Source organism: Paenibacillus bovis (assembly GCF_001421015.2).
In the GTDB taxonomy this organism is placed as follows: domain Bacteria; phylum Bacillota; class Bacilli; order Paenibacillales; family Paenibacillaceae; genus Saccharibacillus; species Saccharibacillus bovis.
On the sequence record NZ_CP013023.1, the window covers coordinates 4,362,518 to 4,375,285 of the forward strand.

Sequence of the window (12,768 nt, forward strand, 5' to 3'; positions counted from 1 at the left end):
AGCGATAAGCCGGCAGAACCACTACCACTTCTTTGGACCTGGTTGTTCGACAAAGGGTCATTCTGCACTGAAGCTGATCGTTCCAAATCTTGCCTCTCTTTTCATGGATTAAGTAAAAATGTTCTTACCTTTTAATTCATTTACCGGGTTCGTGCCCGACTTTATTATATCAGGGGGAAATCATCATGATGAGCATCAAAAAATGGACAGCATTAACATTATCGGCAGCATTACTGGTAGGCTTCTTGCCAACACAGACCAAAACCACTTATGCAGCGGCAGCAACACGAATGATCAGCAGCGGTAACATCGTTCAGACAGGCGCCAATATTTATGTGGATCTGACAGGCAACGACGTGACTGGCAAAGGAACCAAAGAAGCTCCCTATAAATCGATCACCAAAGCAAGATCCGCTGTACGTGCTTACAAAGGTGTCCTGCCAGCTGGCGGCGTCACCGTATGGGTCAAAGGCGGAACTTACAACCTCCCTGCAACATTCGATCTGTTCCCACAGGATTCCGGTACAGCCGACAAACCGGTGATCTACCGCACTTATCCTGGCGAAACCGTCAACCTGACTACCGGTAAAGGCATTGATCCTACCCTGTGGAAGCCACTCAGTGCAGATGCTGCAGCCCGTGTAAATCCTGCAATAAGTGCCAGCAAGCTGCGTGAGATTGATGCAGCTGCACTTGGTATCCAGAATATCGCCGGCTTCGAAGGCGGCAGCACATTTACCGAAAAATGGGGCATCGCCGATCTGATCGTTGATGGCATTCGCCAGCCAATCTCCCAATGGCCGAACGCTGACCAGTCTATCAACTCCAACCGCCCTGGCTGGGTGACCATGAACGGTTCCGCCGATTCCAAATCCTTTTACTACGGTGAAGGCGGCATCCCGGAAGACGGAGATTCCACTGACGATGTGAATGCCGATAATACCAACCGTGCCGAACGTTGGAAAAAATCGATGGCTAAAGGCCATGACCTTTATGTCAAAGGGTTCTGGAGAACAGCTTGGAGTCCGGTAACAAGCAAGGTGGGCGCTATTTTCCCTGCCGATTCCATCATTTCTCTAAAGGACATCCCTAGCGGCGGCATGGGTGACAAATTCAGCCCAACCGTTGTTAACACCACCCGTACTCTCAACTCCACCAGTGTTACTGCCAATGTATACAACACCTCTACTCCATTCACACAACAATCACCAGTCACTTACCTGTCCTCTACCAATAACAATGTAACCTCCAATGTATATGGGGCACCTTCGCTGGTCGTTCCACCACTGGGCGCTGCAACTGTAACAGCCAGCGTGTACGAAGCGGCAGTTGCGAATAGCGATCCATTTGTTCCTGACACAAGTGTCAGCTATCGTGTCGGCAGCGGTCTGGAAGAATGGAAAGCGATCAACTATCTGGACGAAATCGACGTGCCGGGTGAATGGGCACTGGACTTTAAAGACGGCAAAATCTACTACTATCCGACTGGCGACCTGAGCAAGCAAATCGTAACCATCGCCGATAACAAATCTTCTATCGTCAAATTCAATGATGCAGCTTATATCCAGTTCCTCGGCTTTGACGTAGAAGGCGGTATGGGTAACGGATTTGAATTGCAGCGTTCCCACCATATTACAATTGCCGGCAACAATGTATGCTATGTAACTGGCAGCGGTATTGTCGATTACTATGGCAACAACAATATCATTCAAAGTAACGACGTGTTTGAAGTGGGGGCAAGCGGCATTACGGTCGGTTTCTCTGGCAATCGTGCCACACTGGCCAATTCCAATACCAAAATCAGCAATAACCACATTTACAAAGTCGGTACCCTGTCCAGCCTGGAAGGTATCGTTGTCCGTGAATCAGTTGGTGTTACCGTTGATCATAACCTGGTGCATGATACTCCCAAAGCAGCAATCAAATATCCGTCCGACAACAATCTGCTGATGGAATACAACGAAGTTCATAATACGTCTCTGGTCGAAAGTGACACAGGTGCTTTCTACACACCACAGGACTGGACTTCTTACGGTAACGTACTGCGCTACAACTTTATTCACCACAACCAGCGTTCCAACGGCTTCTACTTTGACGATGGCGACAGCGGTGACGTAGTCAGCAAAAACATTATCCAGCAATCCCAAACCGGCTTCCTAATGGGCGGCGGACATGACAATCTGGCTCGCAACAATATGGTCATCGATACGCAAAAAGCAGGACAAATCGACGATCGCGGTATCCAGCGTGGGTACACCGCAACCGGTGCCTATGCACAAAACCTGATCAGCAAAAATCCGACTTCTGGCGCATGGTTGCAGTATGGTAAAGACCTGAAAGCCACTTATGGCTACACTACCAATCTGTGGGCGGATATCCTGAATCCGAACTGGCATCCGGAATTCCCGAACGGCTCCAATATTTCCAATAATGTATTCGTACAAAGCGGTGCGGTCACTACTCCCAAAAATGGTACGTTTACTGTAAAAGATAATCTGAACTTTACTAATATCGCTGATGCCCAGTTTTTTGACGCCAAAAATATGGATTTCCGCTCCAACAACCCAGAAATTCAAGCTAAATTTATCGGATTGAATACGATTTTCCCAAGAATCGGTCTAGTGCAGGATCAATATCGTACCAAAGTCATATCCCGTGCACAATCCGGAGGCCTGACCAACCGTTAATCTTTTTGGATAAATATTTTAAATGTACGAAGCAAAAAACAGCTTGTACAGATAACGGCTAACTCCCCTCTTTGCCTGACTTTAAAAAGCAGAAATCCTGTTCACCCGGGATTTCTGCTTTTTTCGGGTATAAACAGTCGTATTTTGTAATAACAGCCAACCGTTAAACAAGCAGTAAAGCTCTCATTGTGCGCTTGTTTCAAGTACTTTATTGCTAAACAAAGACATCCCTTCACATGTGCACAAAGCCTCTTTTGACGTGATTCCTGCAGATTCTTTTTCATGCAAAACTTGACAAGATCGAACAAGCTATGCTCAAATGGTTACAAAAAAGAAACACATATATTAATTTAATGAGATAATTTTTACAATTAATGATATATTTTTTTGTTTTTGCTAATTTCTCGACAATCTTTTATTATATATAATGGCTTTGACCGACTGATTCTGTGAAGGGGGTGGTTGCAGATTATAAATCAGGTACTGCATCATGACGGAGACATGCTCGTACTCCGGCTACTCGCACACAATGAGAATGGAGGGAATTCATACACATGAAGACGTTTCAAAAAATTGTATCGCTTACGGCTGTACTCGCGCTGTCCAGTGCGATGGCTGTTCCCTACGCAATTGCCGAACAGGCAAGCAGCCAGGGAACTGCCATACTGAGCAGCGGAGCGGTCACAGCAACCGGAATGAATCTGTATGTAGCAACTTCCGGTAGTGATACAAGCGGAGATGGCAGCGAAGACAAGCCATATGCCACTCTGGAAAAAGCAAGAGATGCTATCCGTGCTCTGAATGGCAAGCTGCCCGAGCATGGTATTACCGTCTGGATCAAAGGCGGCGAATATGAGACTTCTACCCTGGAATTGAATGAACAAGATTCAGGTACTGCAGATAAACCAATTATTTACCGCAGCTATCCCGGCGAACATGTCACACTGACCAATGGTGTACATGTACCGGCATCCGACTGGAAGCCGCTTAGCCCGGCAGCAGCAGCTCGCGTCCATCCGAATGTCTATGCCGACAAGCTGTATGAGCTGGATATGACCCAAAAAGGATTCAAGCATATTTTTCACTTTAGCGGCGGTACTTCCTTTACCGAGCAATGGGGTATTGTTGACCTGATCGCTAATGGTGAACGTCAGCCAATCTCCCAGTGGCCGAATCCGGGCGAATCGGTCAATAATCATCGCAAAGGCTGGACGACTATTAACGGCTCGGCAGATGCCAAATCCTTTTACTACGGAGAAGGCGGTATCCCCGAGAATGATGATACGACCAATACACTGGACCTGGATGGAACCAACCGTTCCGAACGCTGGAAAAAGTCACTCGAATCCGGCCATCCCCTTTATCTTAAAGGATTCTGGAGAACTGTATGGAGTCCCATCACCAGCTCGGTTCAGGAAATAGATACCAAGCATCATGTCATCACACTAAAAGATATTCCGGACGGCGGAATGGGCTCCAAATGGAGCAAAGCAGTTGTCGATTATCGTAATAGTACCTCCGCTCTGGCCGATACGTATAAAAATCAGCAGTCCCTGACTACGCCTCCTTCGGCTGACGATGCGCTGCACGATGTAGATACATCCAGTACAGCGTATACGATGTATCAGGAAGGCGGTACAACTAAATCGGTTGAACTCAAGGAAGAGCTGACCGAAGACTCCCTGCTGAAGACTGAAGCCGCAGACCCTGCGCAGGAAGCCGAAGATGCCAAACCGGTGACACTCCAGTCGCTGGATAATCCTGTCACAGCGCCAACAGCTTCAAAAACCGATCAGACTGCTGCGAAAACAGACAGCGCTGCTGCCGCAGATTCTACTGCTTCTGGAACAGATCGTACGCTTACCAAGGAATCGTCTGCTCTGAAGTCGGATCGTTCTGCTACCGACTCACCAGTGACTTATCTTGGCGAACAGCCTTCGCCTGTATATTATCCGGATGAGAACACGAGTCAGACAGTGGTAACCAAAGATGTGTATGCCAAGACGGTAAGTGGCAACGTCTATGAGTCAGCATATGATTCGGGATATACAGCCAAGATCCGTGCTCCTTACCGGATCGGAACAGGTATTGAAGAATGGCGGGCAATCAACTATCTGGACGAAATTGATCAGCCAGGTGAATGGGCACTCGACTTCAAGGATCATAAGCTTTATTACTATCCAAAAGGCGGCAAAATCCAGAACCTGAATATGATTGTTGCCGATAATGAAAATCCGGTGGTCTCGTTCAAAAATGCCTCCTATGTGCAGCTGCTAGGCTTTACAATTGAAGGTAGTATGGGCAACGGGATTGAACTCAAAAACAGCGGGCATATTACAGTGGCTGCCAACACCCTGCGTAATCTGGGTAACGGCGGAATACTAGATGTAGGCGGTTCTTCCAACCTGTTCCAAAGCAATGACATTTATGAACTGGGCGGATTCGGAATCAGCATCAATGATTCTGGTGACCGCAAAAGCCTGACTGCTGCCAATAGTCGCGTCACCAATAATCATATTCATCATGTAGGTGAGCTGACTCACTTGGAGCCGATTCTGGTTCGCAACTCGGTCGGTATCACGTTTGACCATAACCTGATGCATGATGTTCCCAAAGATGCTGTACGCTACGTATACAGCAACAATCTGACTTTTGAATACAATGAAGTACACAATACGTCATTGATCGAAGGTGACACCGGTGCCTTCTATACCGCACAGGACTGGGCATCGTATGGCAACGTGCTCCGCTATAACTTTATTCATCATAACAAACGCTCCAATGGTTTCTATTCGGATGGAGCCGATAGCGGAGATAACTACCAGTACAATATTATTCAGGGCTCTACCAAAGGAATTCTGCTAAATGGTCATGATAATATTGCCAAAAACAATCTGGTAGTCGATTCCAATATGATTCAGATTGATCAGCGCGGCGATAACAAAAGCCATGGCGTGAACAGCATTTTCGCCGACCAGCTGCGCGAGATGAATCCAACTAGCAATCCATGGGCCCAATACGGCAAAACGCTTCAGCAAAAGTATGGTTATAATCATACCCTGTGGAGCAGCATCCTGGACCCAAGCTGGCATCCCGAATATCCAAACGGAACCAAAATGACAGATAATATGCTGGTTAACACACCAAGTGTCGTGGTTCCCAAAAAAGGAGATACCACGATCGCAGGTAATGACTTTATCAATAGTGTAGGACAGGCAGGATTTTACGATTACAGCAAAATGGATCTGCGTACAGACAACAAGCAGATTCTTGCCAAATTCCCTGACCTCAACAAAGTATTCCCGCAAATTGGTCTGGAGACCGACACTTACCGCACACGTGTAACAACACGCGCAGAAAGCGGCGGATTGTCGAATCATTAATGACTTCTTATTGTTACAGATCTTGACGGCTTGATGATCTGAATGTATCAAAGACCATCCGTATACTATCGGATGGTCTTTTTGCTGTATAATCCTCTTTTTCTATATGAATTTATGCAGATTCATATTCCCTTTTAATAAAGCTACTATACTTTTCTCACAAAAATTCGCCTACCCTCTTGTATTCTTCCAAACTCATGCTATAATTATCTTAACATTAAGATTTCAAATACAAAAACAATTTATATATACAATCTCAGGAGGATGATGATTATGGAACTGTTAGGTATTCACCACGTCTCGATCATGACAGGCAAAGCGGAAAAGAATTTTGATTTTTATACCAAAGTAATGGGAATGCGTCTTGTCAAAAAAGGAGTCAATCAGGACGATACCACTTCCTATCACCTCTTTTACGGAGATGGCGTTGCTTCTCCGGGCAGTGAATTGACCTTTTTTGATCTGCCGGGCATTGGTCCAACGTATCAGGGTGTATCCAGTATTTCTGCTTCTTCCCTGCGTGTAGCTGATACTGCAGCTCTGCAATACTGGTCCGATCGTTTTGACAGCCTTAATGTAACGCACGAAGAAATCAAATCCCGTGCCGGACGCGATACGCTTGCTTTCCAAGATTTTGAAGGTACCCGTCTGATTCTGGTAGCCGACAACAATGAGCAAGGCGTTGCACCCGGTCAGGCATGGGCGGGTTCGGATGTACCGGTAGAACACGGTATTCTCGGTTTGGGACCGGTGACACTGACGGTAGCCAACCCTGATAACACGGTAATGATTTTGACCGAAGTACTCGGCTTTCGCCATGTCGGTTCCTATCCATCTCTGGCTGGTGAGCAGCATGCCGATATTCAGGTATATGCTACCGGTGAAGGCGGTGCAGGTGCCGAAATTCATATCGAGACACGTCCGGAGCTGCCATTTGCCCGTCTTGGCCGCGGGGGTGTCCATCACGTCGCTTTCCGTGTACCGAATGAAGAACAATACAATGCCTGGTCGGAGAAATTATCCAAACTGGGTATTCCCAACTCCGGTAAAGTTGACCGTCACTATTTCCGCGCGCTCTACTTCCGTGAGCCAAACGGCATTCTGTTCGAGCTCTCGACCGATACACCGGGGTTCGATATTGATGAGTCTATGGATTCGCTCGGCGAAACACTGTCTCTGCCTCCATTCCTGGAGCCGCATCGTACAGAGATCGAAGCCAAGCTTCGTCCGCTGGTTCTTGAAGATTAATCCAATAACAAAAATAACCGCCGTCATCCCTGTTGATGACGGCGGTTTTTGGTATTGTAATGATGAGATACAGTGGCTAATCCTCAGAGCATCTTTTTACACGCTTATGAAAAGTGAATCCATATTGAAGATGCACTCTATGGATCTTTTCTCTTTTTTGGCTGGTTGTAGAATAATAACCAGTATACTCAAAAGCCTCCGCACAAAGCAGAGGCTTCAGGTACTGCAGCAGGCAGTCTTTATATTGAAATAAGACAGGAGATCATCCTGTTGATTCCGATCTTAATTGCCGTTATTCTGTCTACGACGGCGCAGTTCTTCTGTAATTTTGCGACCGGTAGGGGTCTGGGCCAGGCCGCCGCGGGCTGTCTCACGATGCTCACTCGGCATAGAGCGTCCTACCTGCAGCATAACATCTACTACTTCATCCGAAGGAATCGCACTGCGTACGCCAGCCAGTGCCATATCGGCAGCAGCCAGTGCATTGACTGCGCCCAGTCCATTACGGACGATACATGGAATCTCTACTAATCCAGCTACCGGATCACAGATGAGCCCCAGCGTATTTTTGAGAGCAAGACCTACTGCATGCATCGCTTGCTCGGGACTACCGTCTCGCAGCTCGACGACTGCACCTGCAGCCATACCGATTGCAGATCCTACCTCGGCCTGACAGCCGCCCTCTGCGCCAGAGATCGACGAGTTATTGGCGATAACATAACCGATCGCTCCAGCAGCAAATAATCCCATGACCATCTGCTCGTCGCTCCAGCCAAACCGCTCCTGTGTACTTACGAATACACCGGGAATAATGCCGCAGGAACCTGCTGTCGGCGTCGCGATAATGCGTCCCATCGAGGCATTTACTTCGGATACAGCAAGAGCATAGGACATCGCACGCGTCGCATCGCTGCCGGATGCAGTCTCTCCGTTATTCAGATAATTGTATACCCGGCGTGCATCGCCGCCGGTCAATCCGCTGCGGGAAACCGTATCCTCTGTAATCCCTTTGTGTACAGCTTCTTTCATAATATGATAATAGTCCGTCATTTGCTGAATGACTTCTTCGCGGGATACGCCGGTTTCCTTGACCTGCTCTTCGACCATCAGTTCTGCTATCGTTACGGAACGTTCCTCACACAGTCTGATAATATCTTTTAACGAACGGAATTGCATTCCGATTCACAACCTTCCATTAATCCAGATTAATAACTACTGCCCGAGTCACATGAGGCAGCTGCTCGATTCGATCCAGCACTTCCTGAACCGGGGCACTATCAAGTTCGATGACTGTCATTGCTTCACCGCTGCGTGATTTGCGATCCACGTCCATAAAGCCGATATTCAGCTCCGACTCGCTCAGGGTACGCGTAATATCCGCCAATACTCCTTTGCTATCCTGATGCTCTACCGCCAGCGTCGGGTACTGCCCGGACCCTCTGAGATCGAACCCGTTCATTTCATGAATTTCGATATTTCCGCCTCCGATAGAAGCGCCTGCCAGCTCGGCGGTACGCTCTCCCTGCTGCAGACGAATACGTACAAAGTTCGGATGCGGATAATTACCGCTTCCTTTATCAAATTGAATCGTCATTCCGAGATGGTCGGCTTCTTCCGCTGCATCCGGCAGGCGGGGATCATCGGGACTGTAGTCCAGCAATCCGCCTACCAGTGCCAGATCGGTACCGTGTCCCCAGTACGTTTCGGCAAATGAACCGTACAGAATAATATCCGCATGTTCCGGGCAAACGCCCAGCAGTTGCCTTGCCGCACGCCCCAGACGTGCTGCTCCTGCCGTATGTGAACTGGATGGACCCACCATGGATGGGCCGATAATGTTGAATACATTTTTAAAACGCATTCTGATTCCTCTTTCCCGCATATGCGCCTGTGGATTATTGTCTTGAACAAGTTATATTCCGGCAGAGTCGTGCTATAGATGCTCTCCGCCGTGTGTATCCGCTGATAATACATTTTCCATATCCGGTACCAACTGACAACAAAAAAGACAGAGCAGGGCCTGCAAGGGCCTGTTGCTCTGTCCTCGTTACCTGAGAGTTTGGACGGGCATACCGGTATCTTCGATACTGGCATTGTGCCTATCATACCCCTTGGGTGGCTTGCGCTCTCTCCAGAGTTGCGTCCGGCAGCGGTTCATGGTACCTGAGAGATTGACCGGGGGCTGGCATTCCCGCCGGCTTGCTCCTTCGGTGGCGGATCGCATACATCCGCAGACTCTCCCGCTATCTTCATTCGCAGTCTATTTCCATGGGGAAATCCCCGCTTTGGTTCTGCTCATTATCCTTGTCACCCCTAGCTTAATTCAGCCGGCATAACACTGTCAATTCCTCTTGGCAAAGTTACTCCGTACTTACGGTTCAGGAGCTCATTTTCTGCCTGAGCCAACCTTTTTTATAGAAAATAAGTTAATGGTGTATACTTTGGCAGCATCAGGATAAACGTGGAACCATGACCCGGATTGGAGACGACCTGCAGCTGACCCTGATGATCTTGCACGATCAGATTAGCGATGTATAATCCCAGTCCGGTTCCGCTAATTTTGCGGGAAGCCGCCGAATGGGAACGGAAAAATTTGCGAAATACATGCGGCTGATCCTGCTCCGGAATACCAATCCCATAATCTTCGATCGCAATAATGACCGAGTCGGCTTCCTGTCTGATATTAATATCGACCGCCATGCTATCTGGTGAATATTTGAGCGCATTGCTGATCAGATTATGGATCACCTGAATCATACGGTGCTGATCGCCCCAAATATACATTTCCTCGTTCCCGGCATGTATACGGATGCGATGCCGCGAATGAATATCCCACTGACAGCATACCGTCTGCACGAGCTCGCGTACCGCCAGACAGCTCATATGGTATTCAATATGCCTTGCTTCGATACGCTGACTGTCCAGGAAATCATCCAGCAGTCTGGATAAACGGTTGCCCTCCTGCTGAATCGTATTCATGAACTCCTGCCGCTTGGCAGCCGGCATATCTTCATACAGGCTCAGCATCTCGATATAACCCATAATCGCCGACAGCGGCGTTCTCAGCTCATGCGAGACGACGGCAATCAGTTCATCCTGCATCTGTCGCACCCTTTTTTCTTCGGTGCAATCACGGAAGACGAGAAGAAACCCGTGCTGGATTCCGGCGACCGGATCAATAACTGGCGTCACGTAGAGTGACAGGATCCGCTTGTTGCTCAGCAGAATCAGTTCTCCCTGTTCCCAATGCTCGCCGCTGTTCATATAATGTTCCAGTCTTTCATTCAGGGAAAAGGTATTGTCTGTCAGCTGATCAATATGGATCAGCAGCTCTGTAATGGGTTGTCCGGTATAATCAGCCAGCTCGAACCAGGTCTGCATCGTCGGATTCATAAAGGAAATCAGCTGCTGGGAATCGCACATGACTACGCCCTCTTCCACGGACTGCAGCAGATTGCCTGTAATACTTTTCTGTTTCTCGGCAGCGCCCTGTTCTTCCAGCAGACGATCACTCAGCAGCTGGAGCTGTCGCTCCTGCTCACTTCGCTGCTGCTTCAGATGTTCTTCTTCTGTCAGATCATGAACGAAAAAGGTATGAAAAGAAGTACCTTCCGCCAGTATGTTGCTGCGCGTCAGCTCCACCGGGAATGTTGTATTGTCCAGACGGATCGCTTGCACGGCTATACAGCCTTCTCCATTATCTCCAGCTTCCAGCAGGATAATATCCGCTAATGGACGGCCGATAACTTCATCCTGCCTGCAGCGGAACATCTGCTCGGCAGCCGGATTGAATTCGGTAATCCGCAGCTGGCTATCTGTTGAAATAATACCGTCGATCGCCATTTGCAAAATAGCACTTTTTTGCGCTTCACTTTCTGCCAGATCAAATGTACGCTCCACTACCCGTATTTCCAACAGCTCTTTATCCTTTTTGATCTGCAAATACTGGTGTTCCATTGTGCTGACAACCGATTTAAAATTACGAATCAGCTTGCGTACTTCCAGAATATTGGTCTCCGGCCAATGAAGCGGACGATTTTCTTTGATCTTGGACGGAATATTATTGGAAGCCTGAGCCAGCTGCAGCAGCGGACGGCTCAATTTGCGGCTGATAGGCTTTGCCAAAAGAAGCGCCATAATAACGACAAGCAATATTTTTATAATGCTGCTTAGATAAAATGCATAATATGGGTTTAAATAAAAGTTAAGCGGCATAGTTAAGACAAGACGATATTGTTGCAACAATGGTACACTCATTACCAGATAAGACTCCTGCCAGCGTTCCAGCTTGTAGAGGGGTCTGTCGGGAAACTGCTGATAAATACGGCCATGGACAGGCTGATGCTCAACCAGCATTGTCTGATATCCTGTATTATCGGCAAAACGTGCTGCTAATGATGCTTGCATGGTGGTATAGAGTGTTTTTCCGGAATCGTCAAGCAGCAGCGAATCAATAGCAAAATCCTTTTTGTAATCGATCATCAATAGCTGAATCCGGTCAGGCCGTACGAGCAGATTCTGCTGAATCTCCTGAATATACAGCCGCGATGTACGACTCATATATTCCGCTCCATAGTCCAGTATATCTTCAAATTGCTGACGGCCATTTACAAACATCACCAGCAGGCAAGCCAGCACGACAGAGGCCAGCAAATATTTGAATAGGATGCGTCCCAGCGATATCGGATAAAACGGCCGGCTGCCAATCGCTACACGGCTTAGCAGCGATTCCACCACAATCGAAGCCACCAGCCCGTTAACAATACCGTTCAGCACACTATTTATGGTCAGTAGCCCGATCAGCCGAAGATCCGTATGCTCAAGCGCGTATCGGTACACGACAAATAACATCGGCAGCGCAACCAGCACCCAGAAAGCCGCATCCATTTTGAGCAGACTGCTCTTGGGAAATAGACGTGAGCCAATACATACAAAAATCAATTCCAGCCCCATGACTGCCAGCAGGAATCCGTAATAGTCTGTCCATAGAAAAGGCAGATTGATAAGTACAACTGCCGGCGCTGCAAACCGCAGTCCGTATAATCTTAAAATGATCAGGGCAGCCGTACCGCCAAAGATAAATTGAAGAACAACCGATAAATCCAGCTTGAAGCAGTTAACCGCTATGCCAAGAATCGTCAGGATGCCTGTCCCCAACCAGGGGTATTTTAACCAGTGAAGTATTTTGTGATTCATAACGAACGGTCCTTTCTCGCACGTACAGCAGCTTCACCCGAAAGACCGTCTGACTCATTGTCATCCTACGCCTGAGTGCATGTATACTGATTACAATATCCCGAGTATGACATGATCTGTCTGTTACTTTATCCGCATAAAATATTCCTTATCCACCATATCCGCTAACAATGGTACAATATATCCGTATTTGTCAGAAGGTTTGTTAGCGAAATCTGTATGTAAAGTATATTGCTGTCAGTTTATTTCATTAT

The 12,768-nt window shown here is 47.8% G+C and carries 6 protein-coding genes and 1 riboswitch; of the genes, 3 read left to right on the forward strand and 3 right to left on the reverse strand.

Going from position 1 to position 12,768, the window contains the following annotated elements; translation table 11 throughout:
- Positions 1-185: 185 nt before the first annotated feature.
- From AR543_RS18550 to AR543_RS18560, 3 genes are all read left to right on the forward strand, one after another.
- Positions 186-2,687 (forward strand): right-handed parallel beta-helix repeat-containing protein, encoded by a 2,502-nt coding sequence (locus AR543_RS18550; protein ID WP_060535887.1) that lies wholly within the window; start codon positions 186-188, stop codon positions 2,685-2,687.
- A gap of 554 nt (positions 2,688-3,241) precedes the next feature.
- Positions 3,242-6,070: a right-handed parallel beta-helix repeat-containing protein gene (locus AR543_RS18555; RefSeq protein ID WP_060535888.1), complete on the forward strand. Its 2,829-nt coding sequence runs from the start codon at positions 3,242-3,244 to the stop codon at positions 6,068-6,070.
- A 273-nt stretch (positions 6,071-6,343) separates the two neighbouring features.
- Positions 6,344-7,318: a ring-cleaving dioxygenase gene (locus tag AR543_RS18560; protein ID WP_060535889.1), complete on the forward strand. Its 975-nt coding sequence runs from the start codon at positions 6,344-6,346 to the stop codon at positions 7,316-7,318.
- A gap of 282 nt (positions 7,319-7,600) precedes the next feature.
- On the opposite strand, the gene sdaAA is transcribed toward AR543_RS18560, so the two are convergent.
- The 3 genes from sdaAA to AR543_RS18575 all read right to left on the reverse strand — a co-directional run bounded on the left by sdaAA (position 7,601) and on the right by AR543_RS18575 (position 12,514).
- Positions 7,601-8,494 carry an L-serine ammonia-lyase, iron-sulfur-dependent, subunit alpha gene (gene sdaAA / locus AR543_RS18565; RefSeq protein ID WP_060535890.1) on the reverse strand — a complete coding sequence of 298 codons (894 nt, stop codon included), beginning with the start codon at positions 8,492-8,494 and terminating at the stop codon, positions 7,601-7,603.
- Between the two features lie 19 nt (positions 8,495-8,513).
- A complete protein-coding gene (sdaAB, locus tag AR543_RS18570) occupies positions 8,514-9,179 on the reverse strand; it encodes an L-serine ammonia-lyase, iron-sulfur-dependent subunit beta (RefSeq protein ID WP_060535891.1) in 666 nt (221 codons plus the stop codon).
- A gap of 279 nt (positions 9,180-9,458) precedes the next feature.
- Positions 9,459-9,571, reverse strand: a riboswitch (glycine riboswitch).
- A gap of 159 nt (positions 9,572-9,730) precedes the next feature.
- On the reverse strand, positions 9,731-12,514 hold the full coding sequence (locus AR543_RS18575) for an ATP-binding protein (RefSeq protein WP_082472277.1): 2,784 nt from the start codon (positions 12,512-12,514) through the stop codon (positions 9,731-9,733).
- Positions 12,515-12,768 lie beyond the last annotated feature (254 nt).

Coding starts and splice junctions, on each gene's coding strand:
- AR543_RS18550 (WP_060535887.1), top strand. CDS start 186: ATGATGAGCATCAAAAAATGGACAGCATTAACATTATCGGCAGCATTA.
- AR543_RS18575 (WP_082472277.1), bottom strand. CDS start 12,514: ATGAATCACAAAATACTTCACTGGTTAAAATACCCCTGGTTGGGGACA.
- AR543_RS18560 (WP_060535889.1), top strand. CDS start 6,344: ATGGAACTGTTAGGTATTCACCACGTCTCGATCATGACAGGCAAAGCG.
- AR543_RS18555 (WP_060535888.1), top strand. CDS start 3,242: ATGAAGACGTTTCAAAAAATTGTATCGCTTACGGCTGTACTCGCGCTG.
- sdaAA (WP_060535890.1), bottom strand. CDS start 8,494: ATGCAATTCCGTTCGTTAAAAGATATTATCAGACTGTGTGAGGAACGT.
- sdaAB (WP_060535891.1), bottom strand. CDS start 9,179: ATGCGTTTTAAAAATGTATTCAACATTATCGGCCCATCCATGGTGGGT.